Origin of the sequence: Prochlorococcus sp. MIT 1011 (assembly GCF_047305235.1) — a bacterium.
GTDB lineage: Bacteria > Cyanobacteriota > Cyanobacteriia > PCC-6307 > Cyanobiaceae > Prochlorococcus_B.
The window spans coordinates 509,629-527,093 of sequence record NZ_CP138983.1 but is presented as its reverse complement, the minus strand read 5'-3'; the positions used below and the strand labels follow the sequence as shown (position 1 = coordinate 527,093).

Sequence of the window (17,465 nt, the reverse complement as noted above, 5' to 3'; positions counted from 1 at the left end):
AATGGATTTAATTAATGATTCTCATAAGCCCCAACAAGCAAGATCAGAACCTTGCCCTGGGACTCTTTACATAGTAGGGACGCCTATAGGAAACCTCGGAGATCTTTCACCTAGGGCAAAATCCGTTCTTAAAAAAGTATCATTAATAGCATGCGAAGATACTAGAAGAAGTGGTCAACTCTTAAAAACTATAGAATCCAAAGTTCCTCTTCTTAGCTATCACAAAAACAATTTCAAAAGTCGGCAATCTCAATTATTAGAAATATTAGAACGGAAAGGGAGTATTGCTCTAATTAGTGATGCTGGTTTGCCAGGGATAAATGATCCAGGAGAAGAACTTGTTCATGCTGCAAGATCAAATAATTATGAAGTAATCTGCATCCCTGGTCCCTGTGCAGCCACAACAGCATTAGTTATAAGTGGATTGCCATCCCAAAGATTTTGCTTTGAAGGATTCCTTCCAAAAAAACAAAGTCTTAGAAAAAAACGTTTAGAAGATATATCTAAAGAAGATAGAACAACGGTGATTTATGAGTCACCACATCGATTGATAAACCTTTTAGAAGAGTTATCAAATGTTTGCGGAAAAGAACGCCTTATTCAAATCTCTAGAGAGCTCACAAAAAGACATGAAGAGTCAATTGGTAATACTATAGAAGAAGTAATAAAATATTTTAATCTACATAAGCCAAAGGGTGAATTTACACTAATTTTAGGAGGGAAAAAGAAAAAGCAAGAGAAAAAAACAAGTGAATCGGAAGCATTAAATAAACTTAACAGATTAATTAATCAAGGTGAAAAAGCTAATGAAGCAGCGCGAAAAATCGCAGAAGAAACAGGTTATAAAAAAAATTGGCTTTATTCCAAATTACATGAGAAACTTGACAAATAAACTTTTTTAATTAATGCTAATTAGAAGACTGATTTTAAACATTTTTTTTTAAATGCTTTTTAGATTACAACTTTTAACTATAAATATTACATCTGCAATATTACTGATTTTCTTCCTTTGTCTTGGATCACAAAATATAAGTAAGAAACATAATTTAAATTTTTTAATAAATAAAACAGTTGCTCTTCCAATAGGCTTTCTAGTAGGAACTTCATTTACTTTAGGGGTGATATCAGGAGGATTAACTTCAGTATTAATGATCAATGACAAAAATTAATCTACAGAGAACCTAATCATCTAAAGCAATTATAAAATCATCAAGTACTAATCTAGTAATCCCCTTAGCAATCAAATAAGATTTTGAGAATTGAAAAACATTTGTGTTTGGTATTTTTATAACTCGTTGATTTCTTGAGCAACTTCTTTTAGCAGAACGTTGATTCAAAAACAAAAAAATTGCATTTCTTTCTAATTCACTTTCAGGTAAAAAACTCCATTCAGGGAACTCAGAGATAGGTTTGAATTCTAGCTCGACTTTCTTATCTACAAGCATATAAACACTCTCTGGAAGCTTATCTTGTGTATGAATCTCGAAATCTATTTCTTCTTTTTCGAAGTCAAAACTAGAAATCAATGGAACTATTTCCTCAAAATCTGAGTTTTCAAACTCATCATTAGCATTTATAACTTGTTCTTTCTCATATACTTTTTGGTGTGAAGAATTAAAAAAATCTAAATCATCAAAAATTTCTTTTTCATTGTCATCACTTTCATTTTTAACAAGCTCTATACTTTTATTAATGTTTTTTGATCTCTTCCCTTTTAGAAATTTATACTCAACATCTGAAAGTAACATTTTAACTGTTCTATTTATAGTGCTTGCACTACAACTATATTTTTTTGCAAGAGTTTCAGCATTATCTCCACCTCGATAAGATTCTACAATTTGATCTTTTTGAATCTTTGTAAGCCTTCTTGCAATCATATCGATTACTAATACATATCCAAGATAGGGCCTAATGCAGAGATAAGGAATAGTTCTTTATAATAGAAGGGCTAAGAGGATATGAAGCAAACTGTTGTTAGTCTGCTTAATTCTGCTTGTAGTTAGTCACAAGACTATGTAATGTTGAACAGTTGATTTTTATTATTGGGATTTCTCCGCGACCAAATAGCTAAAAAATCGATCTGCTCCCTTAGCTCAGCTGGATAGAGCAACTGCCTTCTAAGCAGTGGGTCGTCGGTTCGAATCCGCCAGGGGGCGTACTCAAAACATAGTTATACCAATAGGCCTCAGGGATCGGTGAAATTCTCTGAGCCATCTTGATATGTCGTGATACTTGCCGATATAGCAATTCTGCACCAAAATATGCACCATAAGCATTTAGTCATACCAAGGAAATGGGCGATTGGATTGAACTTCTGCACCAAAATATCAAGGTTGAATGTGGACGTGGATGGCTAGTTACTCCTCAAGGTCGCAAAACAAAAGTCTGGAGAAGACTTGCAAAAGGACTCGGAGCTAACAATCCAAGGAGCTGTTGCAATCTGGACATATCTTTTAACCAAGAAAATGCACCACTTATCAGAGACACAGTTAAACGACTTAACGACCTAACAAGAAACGCAGATAATCCTCTTTCACTCAAAGAAGCTCAAGCCAAAATCGAAACCAAAAGCCCTGTTCAATCTGGAGTGGTGAATTGGGAAAATTTAAAAGATGAATACTTGGCTACAAGAAAAGCAAAAGGGATCAGAGCAACAACTGACTACGACACAAGTAGAAGACTAACCAATCTATTAAGGACTCTTTCAGGGAAGCCAACGCCACGATCAGGAAGAGAAGCGATGATTCAATACTCAAAGCAGCATTGGGCAAAAGCAAAAATCGGAGGAACAGAAAGGAAAAAATCTCTTCAGAATGTTGCTGCTTTTTTTACTTACTGGATCGACCAACATGTTCTTGATAATGATTGGAAACCATTAACACCTGAACAACGTGAGGACTTAATTGGAGTTGAAGAAGTAACTCTAGACGAGAAATTAACCCCTGCTGTTTATCCCAAAGACTTGGCAAATTTGCTCGACAAAATGAAAGAGGATGGGAGAGGAGATTTGTATTTAGCAACCGCACTTATAGGACTTTATGGTTTAAGACTTAGTGAATTAGCTGCAATTATTTTTGAAGATGATCGACCCAAAGTTATTGATATAAAAAGATCTAAAAAAGGCACTAAGAAAAAACCCAGAGATATTTCTCCACTAGACATTCATGGTCGAGAAGGTGAAGGCGCAAGAGTAATGCACATGTATAAAACTGGGCTAGAAAAACTTCCTTATGCTGTTCGCACCCAAATAGACAGAGTTGAAGAGAAAGGATTTTATAAAAATGTTGGTGATGCTTATTCAGGAATCTTGGAAAGATATAAGCCTTGGAATGAACTGGTAGCAGCAAACAAATCAATCACTCCTTACTCACTTAGGCACTCTTTCGCTTACAGAGCACATCATGGAGCTGAGAGAACAATCACCAGAGAAACGGCTGCGAAATTAATGGGTCATTCGGTCACTGTTCACAGCAATATTTATAGTGCTTGGCTGGATTCTGAAACTATGGATGCCGAGGTCAAACGGTTTAATGCCTCATTAATAGAACGGTAAATATGTTGACGTATCAAATAAAAATGTATATAACTCATGGTAACTAAGAGCTTCGGTAACGAATTAGCTGGTAACAGTGAAGGTCGTCTAGAAGTCCCTGAACTTTTAAGTTCAGTCGTATTCATTCCCGAAAATAAAGAAAGGAATGGAGCTGATGAAAGGTTTTCTCGTAAAAACAACTCTTTCTAGTTCCATTTATGTCCACTGATAAATTCGCTAATCCCTATCAGATAACCATTAATGGAGTACTAATTGAGGTTCCTAAATCTCTGGGCATGACTGCCAAAGAGATGAAGGAAGAAATTTTGCGATTAGATAAAGGGAAGAAAGTGAAATGGGATATGACTAATAAACCGCTTTGCTATCAACAAATGGCTATGGCATTGGGATTGGCGATCTAAACCTCTGTTTTTTAAAAAATGGACTCAAAAAGAGCGCACAAGCAAAAAACGCTTGGGTCAAAACTGCTGTTGCAATCAATTTCCTGAATGTATCGGCACAAACATTAAAGAGATACCGCTCAATTAATGAAGGTGGTTTTCTTCTTGAAGGCAAGCACTACCGAAGTGGTCTGCACTCTAATTCTTCAATTCTTTGGGACTTAGAAGCAGTTGAAGAAGAATTTATTCATCGAGGATTAGTCCGAGTTCAAGCAGACAAAGTACTTGCAGAGGTCTAAAAAAAATGACCTCCAAAACTGAAGGCCATCGGGAAACGCTTGCTCCGATTAAAGGAATAGCTCAATCCCCCTGAAAAGGCAATAAATACTAGATATATAGTTCAGCTATAGTTCTAAATGGGACAGAAGTAGGTGCAAAATGCTGATTTTTAGTCTTTTTAAGAACACTATTTAGTAACAAATTCTGCTTTCAATTCAATGATTATTTGTTATGAATGGAAAAGTGGGAAGGTCGCCCATGTCCATTTTTGCCCGAATGAGTCGATCAGAATTAATCCATGGTCGAATTGCTATGACTGTATTAATGTTATTTCTCTTGTCTAAAAGCTTGTTTTAAAATTCAATTTCTAAGACGTCTAATAAAAAAATAGAAAGGGAATTATCGAGTAGCAAAAACGAAACCACATGAATGTTGAAGCAATAAGAAAAAGAGGCATGATGTGTTTATGAGACAATTACTAAATTAATGTTGATAACTCAAGAATTATGGGAAAGCAATTACGATCTTGCTTCACTCAGCCTAAATACTAAATTCGTCCAAGGGATAAAGAATGGAAATCTTCCTAAAACAAAATTCCAAGAATATTTAGCTCAAGATTATTTTTTTTTAGAAAGTTTCGCTCGTGCATACGGATTAGCAGTTTCCAAATCAAGAAATAAACAAACTATCAAAACTTTAAGCGTACTCTTATCAGGAGTATCAGAGGAGTTAATTCTGCATGAAACTTATGCAAAGGAATGGGATATTGATTTGACTACTAATTCAATAGAACCTGCAACAAAAAAATATACTGATTTTTTAGAAGACGTCTCCATAAACCTAAGTTTAATTGAAATCATGAGCTCAATGACGCCATGCATGCGTTTATATTCTTGGCTTGGGAAAAATTTATTAAATATGATTTCCGACAATCCTTATAAAGAATGGATCTTAACTTACGCTGATGAAAGTTTTGATAATCTTGCAAAATCACTAGAATATCTAATAGATGAATATGATGATTCTTATGATATTGACCAAGTTAAGTTTCTATATAAAAGAGCTATGGACTTGGAACTAGATTTTTTCAATGCCTATTCTTCTTTCTCCTGAATTAGTAGAATTTACCTTATAAGAGGAAATTATGTATTCTAAAGTTGCTCTCTCAATTGGTGGTAGTGATTCTGGAGGAGGTGCAGGTATTCAAGCAGATCTAAGAACATTCATGTCTATTAAAGTTCATGGATGTACTGCAATTACATGCATTACAGCACAAAATAGTATAGGAGTAACTGACGTAGAAGCTGTTCAAAATGATATGTTAATCAATCAGATTGATGCTTTATTCTCTGATTTCAAGATCCAGTGTTTAAAAACTGGAATGCTATTAAATGAAAGTATTATTACAAATACTGCAACAAAATTAAAGGAATACTCTATTCCTAAAATTATTGATCCAGTTATGGTTTCAAGGACTGGGGCAAAATTAATCGAAGATAGTGCAATTAATGCTTATAAAAAATTACTTTTTCCTCAGGCCGAAATAGTAACACCAAATATTTATGAAGCTAATTTACTTTCAGGTGTGCAAATAAAAAATGAAGAAGATATAGAAATAACTGCTCAAGAAATCTTAAAACTTGGTCCTAAAGCTGTATTAATAAAAGGAGGAGGATTAAATTCCTTGAAAGGTAAAGATTTTTATATTAATAAAGCAGGCAAAAGAGATTGGTTGATTAATAAATTTGTTAACACCTCAAATACACATGGTAGTGGATGTACATTAAGTGCTGCTATTTGTAGTTATATTGCTTTGGGATTTAATTTAATAGAATCAATAAAGAAGGCAAAATATTTCATTGAAAGATCTTTAGAAAAATCCTATAAGATTGGATCTGGTCCTGGACCTCTTGGACATTACCAATAACAGATAGGTTGACGAGTAGGTGATCTTCTTTCTTTAAAGTAGAATATAATTTTTACGACTAAAAGAAAAATTTCATATAAATAATTTTAATTTAGAATTGTCTTTAAAGAAATAGTCATATCTTCTAATGTTTTTTTAAAAGGGGTTGGCTCCCAATCGAAAATTGAAATAGTTTCGGATATATCTGCACCATATCGACCTCTTTTAATCATAGAGGAAGTGCTTTTCATATCTCTATTGAACATTGCCAAAGAATTTATTACTTGAGTAGGGACCAAACTCTTTGGAGATTTATTAAATCCAAGTTCTCTTAGAATTTCTGAAATTTCTAAGAATGGAATACCTCCTTGAGACGTTGCAATTATTCTTTTATGATCACTTTCGTTATTCGTTAATGATTGAACATGTAACTTCGCTACATCTCTTACATCAACCACAGTGAAATAAATATCTGGCAAAGCTGGGAATTTACCAGTAATCATTTTTGTAATTAAACTCGCTGAGATACCATCTATATCATTGCTAAGTAATGGTCCAAAAACCATTCCAGGGTGAATAGTAGTCATTGAAAATGACACGTCGGTTTGGTTGTCAACAAAATCCCAAGCTGCTTTTTCAGCTATTGTCTTGCTTTTTATATAAGCCCCAACATCCTTTGAGGTGTCAGTCCAATCATTAGTATTGCAGCAGCTCTTATTGTGACCGTAAGCTATTGCACCCATTGATGAAGTTAGGACTACCTTCTTAACTTGTGATTGATGCGCAGCTTTTAATGCCCTTAATGTTCCTTCTAATGCAGGGGTAATTAGTTCATTCTCATTCTTTGGCTCTTCGACAAAGCATGGTGAAGCGATATGAAAAAGATAATCACAATCCGAAGCTGCATCTTCCCAGCCTTCATCATTAAGTAAATTCAATTTGCAAAATTCAAGATTGTTGTTGTTAAATTCTGTACCAAGTGATTTTCTTACTTCATCCTCACGCTTTAGATCTCTTAGAGATCCTTTTACTTCATATCCATTATTTAATAATTCTAAAATGCAATGCAGAGCAATATACCCTGAAGCACCAGTTACTAGAACTTTCCCTTGATTAATAGTCATTGGATAATATTATCAATAAAATAATCTGCCTGTTCTTTTTTTGTGATTGATGCTATCAATTTAGAAGTCAAGTTGAAACTTTGTACAAGTTTTCTAGTTAAAGAAGTTATCGCTTTAGATCCATTATCAAGAAGACAATGGCTTTATACGTATAAAGGGATCATTCAATACGCTGATTCTCATGGAAGTGAACTTACTCAAGAACAGATTATTGGAGCAGATATTTATAGAGACCTTATCCAGCAAGTAGAAAACTTAATTGAAGAAGAAGATTATGAAGGGCAAAACTACAACACCTTTAAAAGCCGTGATCCTAATTACGAAACTATTTACAAAAAACGTTTGCAACAAATACGAGAAGATTTTCCTATACCTGATCAATTCAAAGAGGTCTTCATATAAATAACTAATGCCAAACTTTATTCCCTCGTTGTTATGGGCCTACAAAGAAAGTCATAATGGAAGAGTTAATACATTATTTGGGTGATAACTGAAGAATGCCAGGAAAGGTGGGAAGCGACTGAAGAACAAATTGAGACCATAATTATTCCTGCAATGAAAAACATTGCTCAGCAATGCGCTGGATACGGGGAAAAGCTTCAATGTCCTCCTGCTTTTATTGCTGTAATGCTTAGAGATATTGCAGATGCTTTTGATGAAAACCCAGCAGAAGGCGAAAGTAGTTGTGGGTGCTGCTAACTATCTCCTCTTGTTGGGAATTGTCTTTGAGATTCCTTCGAGGAATATAAGAAAATAATAATCAATAGAAACCATATACCTCCTGCCAAGAAGAAAATAGGAGCATCATTAAACAACTCAATGGAAAAAATACTTCTTGAAATTGGTATCAAACCAATAGAGACAAAAGTAATTCCTGAAAGGTATGCAAGTTGAGATTTATTCATTATTTTATCCATTTATTAGAAAGAAATTATTGTTCTGATAATGGATCTGAAGTTGCTATTTCTATTTCCTTTTCAGGAGGACTATTGGGATCCTCTTTTAATCTGGTAATTCCAAAATCATCTTTACCAAAAGCAAAAAATGCTATTCCTAATATGAAGAATGCTGCAATAGCTATTAATGGAAACATTTATTTTTTAAAAAATTCTTAATATTTATATACTGATTTTTTGTCTTATTGCTCCTTAGGATTTATAACTTTATATTGATGTGATTTATAATTATATATTATGCATTTTATTTACAATTCTTGGTTTTATAAATAGGCAACTAACTTATGTTTTATTACAATTCTAAGATATTATTGATTCTCATCTTGTGATTAGTTGGTCATAAGAGGTGATCAACAAAAGATTAATCAATCAGGGGGTAGAGAAAGAAGCAAAGTCTACTAATTAGAGTTTAAAACTATTCATCTTTAAGTAAAAAATAATCATTCTTGTCTTGTTGATTTTGCTAGGTTTAAAATATGGGATTTTATTTTAATTTTGCTTCAACGTCCACATCAATTGCAATGATAGGAGCTCTCTTGTCATTCGCAGGTGTTGGTTTATTGATTTTAGTTTTAAGTGAAAGAATGTTTCATGGGCTTAGTAAATTAATTTTATTTTTTGGCCAGCAAGCCCTTACAGCTCGAAGATTGTTTTCCAATAAATATATTGAAGAAAATAAAGCTTCAAATAATCAACTTTATAATAAGCAAACAGAAGTCTCCCTAACAGAACAAAAAGAGCGGCTAGAAAAAATCCTCAAAATGAAAGTTCAAGTTAACAGATATGACTTAGAAAACTAGAATCGTATCAAGAATCCAGACAGAGGAACGCTTATAGCAATTGATAACCTTGGAGTGTTTATACCCATGCAGCAAAATCCATCTATAGCTAGAACATAATTGTTAAGAAAATATTAAAGGCTACTTCTTCGGTGTTCTTGGGCCTGACCTATCCGATCGACTCGAGAAGAGCATGAAATCCCCACCAGTAGATCACATTAGTCATGTCACTTACAACAATTAAATACACAATCAAACCCGATGGGAATTTAGAAGAAGAAGTGCAAGGGGTAGATGGTCACGCATGTCAACGAATTACTAATCCAATTGAGAATGAGGTAGGAGATGTTGTTAGCCGTGATTATTTACCATCATTTTTTGTAACTGATTCAAACCCCATCGAAGCAAATATACAAAGACTTGAAGATGAAGACTGGCGTGGATGCTGTACTTCCTGGGAGTGTGCTGTCTAAATTTCTTTATTAGAAAAACCACTCCATCTCTATAGGGGGCAATTCAAGGCCCTTATCTCATCAACTCATTAGGCGATGGAATCATTCCTTCGACTTGGTCTGAAAGTGTTTATATTTCATTACTATTCTTTGTATAATTAAATACTTTTCCACAATTGAAGATTTATGAGATTAATTTTTAAATAAATCAAAAACAGGATAAAAGAGATTAAAAACTTGATGTATGAAAATTTGAGAGGTCAATCGCTTAAAGCCATTTGTTAGTTTTTTGATTTTAATTCGACAAGAAAAATATTTTAATTATATTAATTGCTCTGTTTCCTTGAGAATAAGTGCCTCAAACCGATTTAGAGAAAGAATATGCAACAGGAAACCCTTTGACAGGGCTTAAATGTTCCCTGAAAATGAATAAACAAATAAGCCAGCTAATGTGTATTTGTCCTTTTTAAACGCTTTGATGAGTCTTAAAAAGAATCTTATATCAGTCATAAGATAATCTAATCAATCAACTTTTAAGCCCTTTCTTAAGAGTAAATCATGCGTTTTCAACATTTTTTCCACAGAAAAAAAATATTAATGCCTTTGCTGCTGTACTTCAGTGGAAAACCCTCTAATTGATGCTTTATTTCGTAAGAAGATATACAAGATATTATTTATATTTTTTCCCCTATTGACACCCTTCCCTCCCAATGGATCTCTTGATGAGACACCTTAAGATTTTGTTTTTCATGCTCCTTGACTTACGCCTGAGAACCCTGATAAGTATGCGTCAACAAGCAAGTATTTAATGCAAAGTTCAACGGTAGAAGCGATTCAAACAAAAAAAACAGATCGGCAAAACAGTATTTCTATTAATGATCAAAATGAGTCAATAGTTAGTTTCATAGAAGATGTACCTGTCTATCTAAATGACGCAATGAGAAAATATCTAGATGACCATCCAAACTGGGATCAGCATCGATTAATGCAAGCGGCGATCTCTGGTTACCTATTGGAAAAAGGTGTCACATCACTAGATATGAGACGTCTTTACACACAAAGTATGTTGTGCAAAAAATCTATGAGAGGGAACATATGAGCTTAGAGACAGAGATCCCAGAGCTCCTTTTCACGGAGATGAAGGATTTTATTGAATCAAGTTCTGAGCTTGATAGAAAAAATTTTATAAATTCTGCTTTAACCGATTTTTTATTTCAGAATGGATGTCAAGTTAAACATCTTAGAGAAAGCTATTTGAAATATCTTCTTAATCATTCTCCTAAACTTTAATTTTCAAATTCAATCTTAGGTTTTCGTAGCTTATATCCAAACTCAATCAGTTTTTAAACCTAAGCAAATACAGAAGAAGTCACATATACCTCTTGAATCAGTAAAAAATAACTACTTAAGTAGAGACTTAATTATTTTTCTTCTTTAGTATTTTCCTCTTCAACAGGTTTTGTCTCTTCAACAGGCTTCGCCTCTTCAACAGGTTTTGCCTCTTCAACAGGCTTCGCCTCTTCAACAGGTTTTGCCTCTTCAACAGGCTTCGCCTCTTCAACAGGTTTTGCCTCTTCAACAGGCTTCGCCTCTTCAACAGGTTTTGCCTCTTCAACAGGCTTCGCCTCTTCAACAGGTTTTGCCTCTTCAACAGGCTTCGCCTCTTCAACAGGTTTTGCCTCTTCAACAGGCTTCGCCTCTTCAACAGGTTTTGCCTCTTCAACAGGCTTCGCCTCTTCAGCGGAATTAATTTCTTTTAGAAATTCAGAAAGTTTTTGAAAAATCCCCTTTAGGAATTCAATGATTTTCTGTAGGAAGTCTTTCATATGAAAATTCCCTATCGAATATCGAGGGAAATAAAGCTTCATACAAATAAAAACATTTATAAATTACTTTGTCTCTCGCAACTAATACTCAAAAATTGGAGGAAATGAATAAGCCTTTTAACTCTAGAGGAAATACCCGGGCGTTAAGACGGATTTACATCACCTATAAAGATCACTTAAAACAAACTTAAGACGAACAACTTTGAGACTAATTACTTCCAAAGTAATTAAACCTTGTATATCAGAGCGAATCACAAATCTCTCAGCAAAACTCCTAAAAAAAACAATGAAAAAACCAAATTCATCTCCAAAAGATTTTTTTACATCCAATATCACGAACAAAAGGATACTAAATCAAAACAATAAGGAAATAACTGCGACTATAGCGAGAAGAGAACATCTTCTCAGGGAATTAAAAGAAACCAATTTAATATTGCATCACTTAATGAGTCAACTTAAATTAGATGAAGAATTCAAGAAGCTCTACAAGGCTTATTAGCTACTTCTTGATTTACCACCTGCGATATTCCAAACGTACTCTATTGAAAAGTTCTCTTTCCTCTTGAGTTGTATTGAGAGTCAGCAGCTAATCCAGCCAGTGAAATTATTTGTCTAGCGCAGGCAGCAACACCACTTGATTGGTTATGAATAAGTCCTTTCTGCATCCCTTGTTCAAGATTTACGAGTAGTTTTGCCACCATTTGCGGCCGTTCAATATTGATCTCTTCAAAGTCTTGAACAATCAAGTCCATTGCCTTCGCTGTAATTCTTCGTGCTTGTCTTCTGCTTAATTCATATTCTTCGGACACTCGGGTCGTTACTACGGTGCAACTATGACCTTGAGCAAGTAAGTCAGCAGCAAAACCTGCCCTTAATTCCATCTCTTGTTTATTGGCTTTTTTCATATTCCAGCTCGATGCAATGTAGGTTGAGTTCCTTCTGAAGCATGTGAAAACACAATGCCAACTCAGGAACCAAAGAAGGCATTAGATCCCAGGCTTGATTATTTTCTATTGTTGAAAAGGCGGAAGTCATTGCTTCTGCGACAGTTAAAAAATCAGAGTGAATGACTTTAGTCATTTGAGATTTTCTAGGCGTTGCTATTTGGCGTGAACTTATAAATTTATCAATCATATAAGCAACCAAAGTAATAACAAAAGTAGCTTAAAAACATAGTTATTTCAAATAAATTATGCCTGTTACCTAGATTAGATTTTACGACGTGGGCTGCCTTTGGCGGCTCTTATATTTGTTATTTAGTAAAAGTTATTAAAGATAAAAAAGTACTATAATACCAGTAAGAGACTGAAGAGTTTAAATAAATAGCTAATATATCAATTCTGCACCTAAAAATGTCCCACTTAAATATATTTTCCTGAATTTTTCAGTGGCAGATTGTGTTTTCAAACGCAAACTAACTGCCTTCTAAGCAGTGGGCCGCAAGTTCGAATCTTGCAGGGAGCGTACTTAAACTCAACTCATACCAAGCGATTAGATTAGTCCTGAGAAAATCGACTGTTTAGTCTGCTATGGCAGGATATGGTTAATTATTGCTTTTCTGCAAACGAAAACTCCAGATATCGACTAATTGGGAGCCAAATCTGCGAACACTTATAAACAATACTGAAAAAGAGGCTGATTTCTTACCGCGTTGAAGCTCTTGGAGAGTTAATTAAATAAGAGGTAAAACTCAAGTTAATATGAGACTTCCATGGGGGTAAAGTATTATTAAAATATAACCATCTAATAAGCATTAGATGGCAATTTCTAATGTTGCTAGTGGCTCTATAAATGCCTCTAGTCGAGATTCTTTAATTGATTTTAAATATTTATGTCAGTTTTAATAACAGGAGCCGCAGGCTTTATTGGCTTTCATTTAAGTAAAAGGCTTTTAGAAAGGGGGACGTCTGTAATCGGATTTGATAATCTAAACAATTACTATGACCCTATCCTCAAAAAAGCAAGGCTATCTTTACTGGAATCAACTTCTTCAAAAACCGGAGTAAGTTTTAATTTTGTACAAAAAAATATTGAAGACATATCAGCTCTAGAAAACACTTTCAAGGTTTTCAATCCAGATAAAGTAGTTAATCTTGCAGCTCAAGCAGGTGTTAGATATTCAATAGAAAATCCATCTGCTTATATTCAATCAAATATGGTTGGGTTTGGAAATATTTTAGAATGTTGCAGAAAAAATAAAATAAAGCACCTTGTTTATGCAAGTAGTAGCTCAGTTTATGGCGGGAATAAAAAATTACCTTTTTCAGAAAAACATGGAGTTGATCACCCTGTAAGTATTTATGCAGCCAGTAAAAAAGCTAATGAATTAATGGCTCATAGCTATAGTCATTTATATGAATTACCTTCAACAGGTCTTAGGTTTTTTACAGTTTATGGTCCATGGGGAAGACCCGATATGGCACTATTTTTATTTACAAAATCTATTCTCGACGGTAAGCCTATAGAAATCTTTAATAATGGGAATATGGTCAGAGACTTTACCTATATCGACGATATTACTGAGAGTCTCATAAGAGTATTGGATAAATGCGCTCACCCGGATCAAAATTTTGATTCATCAAATCCAAATCCATCCACCAGTTGGGCTCCCCACAGAATATTTAATATTGGTAATTCACAGCCAACTCCACTTATGGAATATGTAAGTGCGATCGAAGATTCCTTGAATATAAAGGCAAACAAGAAATTCCTCCCCATGCAGGCTGGAGATGTAAAAGAAACCTCAGCTGAAACAATCGCCTTAGAATCATGGACTGGATTCAAGCCAAATACACCTATAAAAACTGGGGTTAAGAATTTTGTTGAATGGTATAAAGAGTTTTATAAATATTGATAACTCTTTGTTATGTCTCTATCTATTTGATAGATTAAAAAAAAAATTAAAAAAAGAGTCCAAAATTGAGACAAAAGAATCCATTAAACTATCCAGATATTTTTAATTGTAATATTGTTGTTGTTGGATTGGGATATGTTGGTTTACCACTAGCCGTTGAGTTTGCAAGTGTCAAAAGTTGCATTAAAAGTAAAAAAATTATCAACAGAAAGGTAATAGGTTATGACATTAATCAAAAAAGAATTTTAGATTTAAAAAAAGGTTTTGATGATACAAAAGAAATCTCATTTGATAAACTTAAATCAGCTAGTTCATTAGAATTCACAAATACAGAAGATAGGCTATCGGATGGAGATGTCTTTCTAGTTACTGTTCCGACTCCAATTAATGAAGCAAAGATACCAGATCTATCAATTGTTAAAAAAGCATCAATAGAAATTGGGAAAGCATTAAAGATAAGAAAAGAGAAAAGGGATAAAAATAATAATTATAAAATACCAATCGTTATTTTTGAAAGTACAGTCTACCCAGGAGCTACAGAAGAGTTATGTGTTCCAATTTTAGAACAAGGATCGGGTTTAAAATTTAATGAAGAATTTATGTGTGGATATAGTCCAGAAAGAATCAATCCAGGTGACTCAGAGCATACAATTTCTTCAATTATAAAAGTAACTAGTGGTTGTAACCCTGAAGCAGCAAATTGGATAGACGATTTTTATAGTTCAATTATTAAAGCTGGAACATTTTTAGCACCAAGTATAAAAGTCGCAGAAGCTGCAAAGGTTATTGAAAATACTCAAAGAGATATAAATATTGCATTAGTAAATGAATTTGCCATTATCTTCGAAAAAATGAATATTGATACATTAGATGTTCTAGAGGCAGCATCAACTAAATGGAATTTTTTAGATTTCAAACCTGGTTTGGTTGGAGGTCACTGCATAGGTGTCGACCCATATTATCTAACATATAAAGCGCAAAAGTTAAATTACCATCCTGATATGGTTCTAGCAGGTAGAAGAATTAACGACAGAATGGCGAGTTGGATAATAGAACAAATTGTCCTAGATTTAACCAAAAAAAGATTAACAGTTGGAGGGGAAACGGTTTTAATATTAGGTTTTACATTTAAGGAAAATTGCACAGACATTCGAAATACAAAAGTTATAGATTTAATTAAAACAATAAATAAATATGGGATGAAATCTCATGTTGTTGATCCATTAGCTAGTGCGAAAGAAACAGAGAATGAATATGGAATAACAATACATAAAGATCTTCCAGAAGAAAGAAAATTTATAGCTGCCATATTAGCAGTGCCTCATAAAGAGTTCTTAGCGATTGATTCTTCTAAACTATTAAATAGTATTTATGATGATGGAATATTTTTTGATCTAAAAGGAGTCTTACCAAGAAACAAAAATATCTCTAGAATATAAAAAGGATGCCTGATAGCAAATCAAATATCAAACTAAATAATTCAGGTATATTTTTTCTAATAAAATTTATTTGGAAAATAATTAGACCAAAATTAAAATTGCAATTACTCGTATTAATTCTTCTTATGTTATTGAGTGGGATTAGTGAAGCGATTACAATAGGATCAGTTATTCCTTTTATTTCTATAATTATAAATCCAGATAATCTATGGAATATAGATTTAATTCAAAAGATATCCAAAATATTCTCAATAAACTCCCCGGATGAATTAATTGTCCCAGTCACTATATTATTTCTTTCAACAATCATTTTTGCAGCAATAATAAGATTATTAAATCTATGGCTTGGATACAAATATAGTGCAAATTTAGGGACTGAAATTTGTTTTGAAGCATATAAGAGATCCCTTGGGAGAAGTTACATAACTCATATCACTACTAACAGCAGTGATATTATTAGTAATATTTCTGTTGAAATGAATCTATTAATAGCTTTAATTTCAAAGATATTACTATTAATAAGTTCAACAATTCAAGCCAGCTTCATAATAATTACATTAATAATTATAGATTATAAACTAATCATATTATTATCCACAGTTTTCCTTATTTCATACAAAATAATTGGTATGATAAGTGGTAATAGATTAAAAAGATTAAGCAAAGTAATATCAAAAAGGTTTGCTATTCAAATCAAATTACTTCAAGAAAGCTTAGGAGGCATACGTTATATAATAATGAATAGGATCCAACCTTATTATTTGAATAGTTTTATAATAAATGAAAGTGAGCTGAGGAATTCAAAAGCTAAAAGCAGTTTTTTACAAACATTCTCAAATCTTGCGATCGATCCAATTTATATTATATCTTTTATATTTTATAGTTTATTTATTCTAAAATCTGAAAAAGCCGATCCTACGTCTCTAATACAATCATTAGGTTCTCTTACATTAGGAACCCAAAGATTATTACCTTCTATGAAGCAAATATACACAGCATGGGCAAAGTTAAAGGCTGCTACTGCTTCTACAAATAAAATAGTTGAATTATTAACAGAACCTGAAAAAAATATCGACATTAACGTTAATGATGAAGATAATGTTAATACTATAAACTTCATAAAATCAATAGAGATTTCAAATCTAAATTATAGATATCCAAGTTCTTCTAGAAAGGTTCTTAATAATATTAATATCTCTATAAAGAAAGGAGACCGAATTGGGATTATTGGGAAAACAGGTAGTGGCAAAAGCACATTGATTGATCTGATAATGGGATTAATTAAGCCTAGCTCAGGAGAAATATTAATTGATAATATTAATTTATATAATAATTCAAAATTCCTAAATGGCTGGAGATATTCAATTAGTCATATACCACAAGAAATATTTCTTATAGATAGTACTATTGAGGAGAATATTGCTCTTGGAGTTGAAAAAGATTTTATTAATTATAAAAAACTAAGGAAGGCATCTCATTTAGCAAAAATAGATACCTTTATTGAAAAATTGCCTAAAAAATTCAAAACAACAGTTGGAGAAAGAGGGATAAATTTTTCAGGAGGTCAAAAACAAAGAATTGGAATAGCTAGAGCAATGTACAAAGAAAGTAAAATAATTATTCTTGACGAAGCTACCAGTTCCTTGGATTCTTCTACCGAAAAACAAATAATAGATTCTATTAACAAATTAGATCCAGAAATTACAATGATTATGATATCTCACAGACTTTCTACATTAAAGAAATGCAATAAAATATATAAACTAGACAATGGTGAACTAATAGGAAGATACAGCGTTGATGAAATAAAAAATCTTTCCTAAATATCTAAATATATATATTTTTAGATACTAATTTACACAAATTAGTATCATATTATCATCCTTTATTTTATAAAAATGATCATCGATTTGATCT

25 protein-coding genes and 1 tRNA gene are annotated in these 17,465 nt (G+C 32.9%); 19 read left to right on the top strand and 7 right to left on the bottom strand.

Annotation, left to right across the window (positions count from 1 at the left end):
• Position 1 precedes the first annotated feature (1 nt).
• Complete coding sequence (gene rsmI / locus SIB75_RS02860) at positions 2-892, top strand: 16S rRNA (cytidine(1402)-2'-O)-methyltransferase (RefSeq protein WP_413683939.1); 891 nt, start codon at positions 2-4, stop codon at positions 890-892.
• Positions 893-944: 52 nt separating this feature from the next.
• Positions 945-1,169, top strand: a complete 225-nt coding sequence (locus SIB75_RS02855) for a hypothetical protein (RefSeq protein ID WP_413683937.1) — start codon at positions 945-947, stop codon at positions 1,167-1,169.
• 12 nt (positions 1,170-1,181) lie between these two features.
• Here the strand turns inward: SIB75_RS02855 and SIB75_RS02850 are convergent, their stop codons facing one another.
• Positions 1,182-1,877 carry a hypothetical protein gene (locus SIB75_RS02850; protein ID WP_413683935.1) on the bottom strand — a complete coding sequence of 232 codons (696 nt, stop codon included), beginning with the start codon at positions 1,875-1,877 and terminating at the stop codon, positions 1,182-1,184.
• 205 nt (positions 1,878-2,082) lie between these two features.
• On the opposite strand from SIB75_RS02850, the gene SIB75_RS02845 reads away from it, so the two are divergent.
• The 7 genes from SIB75_RS02845 to thiD all read left to right on the top strand — a co-directional run bounded on the left by SIB75_RS02845 (position 2,083) and on the right by thiD (position 6,139).
• Positions 2,083-2,156 (top strand) — tRNA-Arg (locus SIB75_RS02845).
• A gap of 137 nt (positions 2,157-2,293) precedes the next feature.
• Positions 2,294-3,553, top strand: coding sequence for a hypothetical protein (locus SIB75_RS02840; RefSeq protein WP_413683933.1), 1,260 nt, complete (start codon positions 2,294-2,296; stop codon positions 3,551-3,553).
• Between the two features lie 36 nt (positions 3,554-3,589).
• Positions 3,590-3,742: a hypothetical protein gene (locus SIB75_RS02835; RefSeq protein ID WP_413683931.1), complete on the top strand. Its 153-nt coding sequence runs from the start codon at positions 3,590-3,592 to the stop codon at positions 3,740-3,742.
• Positions 3,743-3,750: 8 nt separating this feature from the next.
• Positions 3,751-3,954 (top strand): hypothetical protein, encoded by a 204-nt coding sequence (locus SIB75_RS02830; RefSeq protein ID WP_413683930.1) that lies wholly within the window; start codon positions 3,751-3,753, stop codon positions 3,952-3,954.
• Positions 3,912-4,232 (top strand): hypothetical protein, encoded by a 321-nt coding sequence (locus tag SIB75_RS02825; protein WP_413683928.1) that lies wholly within the window; start codon positions 3,912-3,914, stop codon positions 4,230-4,232. Before SIB75_RS02830 ends, SIB75_RS02825 begins: the two co-directional genes overlap by 43 nt.
• Before the next feature lie 466 nt (positions 4,233-4,698).
• Entirely contained in the window at positions 4,699-5,325 is a 627-nt protein-coding gene (locus tag SIB75_RS02820) for a TenA family protein (RefSeq protein ID WP_413683927.1), read from the top strand.
• A 31-nt stretch (positions 5,326-5,356) separates the two neighbouring features.
• The gene (thiD, locus tag SIB75_RS02815) at positions 5,357-6,139 is read left to right on the top strand and encodes a bifunctional hydroxymethylpyrimidine kinase/phosphomethylpyrimidine kinase (protein WP_413683926.1); all 783 of its coding nucleotides are present in this window, start codon (positions 5,357-5,359) and stop codon (positions 6,137-6,139) included.
• An 86-nt stretch (positions 6,140-6,225) separates the two neighbouring features.
• Here the strand turns inward: thiD and SIB75_RS02810 are convergent, their stop codons facing one another.
• A complete protein-coding gene (locus tag SIB75_RS02810; protein WP_413683925.1) occupies positions 6,226-7,242 on the bottom strand; it encodes an SDR family oxidoreductase in 1,017 nt (338 codons plus the stop codon).
• A gap of 42 nt (positions 7,243-7,284) precedes the next feature.
• Between SIB75_RS02810 and SIB75_RS02805 the strand changes: the two genes are divergently transcribed.
• Together SIB75_RS02805 and SIB75_RS02800 are read left to right on the top strand one after the other, a co-directional pair.
• Positions 7,285-7,644, top strand: coding sequence for a hypothetical protein (locus tag SIB75_RS02805; protein ID WP_413683923.1), 360 nt, complete (start codon positions 7,285-7,287; stop codon positions 7,642-7,644).
• A gap of 81 nt (positions 7,645-7,725) precedes the next feature.
• Entirely contained in the window at positions 7,726-7,941 is a 216-nt protein-coding gene (locus tag SIB75_RS02800) for a hypothetical protein (protein WP_413683922.1), read from the top strand.
• On the opposite strand, the gene SIB75_RS02795 is transcribed toward SIB75_RS02800, so the two are convergent.
• Positions 7,938-8,147 (bottom strand): hypothetical protein, encoded by a 210-nt coding sequence (locus SIB75_RS02795; RefSeq protein ID WP_413391034.1) that lies wholly within the window; start codon positions 8,145-8,147, stop codon positions 7,938-7,940. The two genes, SIB75_RS02800 and SIB75_RS02795, sit on opposite strands and share 4 nt — an antisense overlap.
• Before the next feature lie 26 nt (positions 8,148-8,173).
• Positions 8,174-8,335 carry a hypothetical protein gene (locus SIB75_RS02790; protein WP_413683920.1) on the bottom strand — a complete coding sequence of 54 codons (162 nt, stop codon included), beginning with the start codon at positions 8,333-8,335 and terminating at the stop codon, positions 8,174-8,176.
• Between the two features lie 339 nt (positions 8,336-8,674).
• On the opposite strand from SIB75_RS02790, the gene SIB75_RS02785 reads away from it, so the two are divergent.
• From SIB75_RS02785 to SIB75_RS02770, 4 genes are all read left to right on the top strand, one after another.
• A complete protein-coding gene (locus tag SIB75_RS02785; RefSeq protein WP_413683918.1) occupies positions 8,675-8,998 on the top strand; it encodes a hypothetical protein in 324 nt (107 codons plus the stop codon).
• A gap of 203 nt (positions 8,999-9,201) precedes the next feature.
• Positions 9,202-9,450, top strand: coding sequence for a DUF2997 domain-containing protein (locus tag SIB75_RS02780; protein ID WP_413683916.1), 249 nt, complete (start codon positions 9,202-9,204; stop codon positions 9,448-9,450).
• A gap of 787 nt (positions 9,451-10,237) precedes the next feature.
• A complete protein-coding gene (locus SIB75_RS02775) occupies positions 10,238-10,528 on the top strand; it encodes a DUF2811 domain-containing protein (protein WP_413683914.1) in 291 nt (96 codons plus the stop codon).
• A complete protein-coding gene (locus SIB75_RS02770) occupies positions 10,525-10,719 on the top strand; it encodes a DUF2811 domain-containing protein (RefSeq protein ID WP_413683913.1) in 195 nt (64 codons plus the stop codon). Before SIB75_RS02775 ends, SIB75_RS02770 begins: the two co-directional genes overlap by 4 nt.
• Before the next feature lie 131 nt (positions 10,720-10,850).
• On the opposite strand, the gene SIB75_RS02765 is transcribed toward SIB75_RS02770, so the two are convergent.
• The gene (locus SIB75_RS02765; protein ID WP_413683912.1) at positions 10,851-11,255 is read right to left on the bottom strand and encodes a hypothetical protein; all 405 of its coding nucleotides are present in this window, start codon (positions 11,253-11,255) and stop codon (positions 10,851-10,853) included.
• A gap of 286 nt (positions 11,256-11,541) precedes the next feature.
• On the opposite strand from SIB75_RS02765, the gene SIB75_RS02760 reads away from it, so the two are divergent.
• Complete coding sequence (locus SIB75_RS02760; RefSeq protein WP_413683911.1) at positions 11,542-11,754, top strand: hypothetical protein; 213 nt, start codon at positions 11,542-11,544, stop codon at positions 11,752-11,754.
• Positions 11,755-11,794: 40 nt separating this feature from the next.
• Here SIB75_RS02760 and SIB75_RS02755 read toward each other — a convergent pair whose 3' ends face one another.
• Together SIB75_RS02755 and SIB75_RS02750 are read right to left on the bottom strand one after the other, a co-directional pair.
• Positions 11,795-12,160 carry a hypothetical protein gene (locus SIB75_RS02755; RefSeq protein WP_413683910.1) on the bottom strand — a complete coding sequence of 122 codons (366 nt, stop codon included), beginning with the start codon at positions 12,158-12,160 and terminating at the stop codon, positions 11,795-11,797.
• The gene (locus SIB75_RS02750) at positions 12,144-12,335 is read right to left on the bottom strand and encodes a hypothetical protein (protein ID WP_413683908.1); all 192 of its coding nucleotides are present in this window, start codon (positions 12,333-12,335) and stop codon (positions 12,144-12,146) included. The genes SIB75_RS02755 and SIB75_RS02750 overlap by 17 nt, the downstream gene beginning before the upstream one ends.
• 751 nt (positions 12,336-13,086) lie before the next feature.
• On the opposite strand from SIB75_RS02750, the gene SIB75_RS02745 reads away from it, so the two are divergent.
• The 3 genes from SIB75_RS02745 (at position 13,087) to SIB75_RS02735 (ending at position 17,371) form a co-directional block, all read left to right on the top strand.
• The gene (locus SIB75_RS02745; protein ID WP_413683906.1) at positions 13,087-14,109 is read left to right on the top strand and encodes an NAD-dependent epimerase; all 1,023 of its coding nucleotides are present in this window, start codon (positions 13,087-13,089) and stop codon (positions 14,107-14,109) included.
• Positions 14,110-14,174: 65 nt separating this feature from the next.
• Positions 14,175-15,548 carry a nucleotide sugar dehydrogenase gene (locus tag SIB75_RS02740; protein ID WP_413683905.1) on the top strand — a complete coding sequence of 458 codons (1,374 nt, stop codon included), beginning with the start codon at positions 14,175-14,177 and terminating at the stop codon, positions 15,546-15,548.
• A 5-nt stretch (positions 15,549-15,553) separates the two neighbouring features.
• Entirely contained in the window at positions 15,554-17,371 is a 1,818-nt protein-coding gene (locus SIB75_RS02735; RefSeq protein WP_413683904.1) for an ABC transporter ATP-binding protein, read from the top strand.
• Positions 17,372-17,465 lie beyond the last annotated feature (94 nt).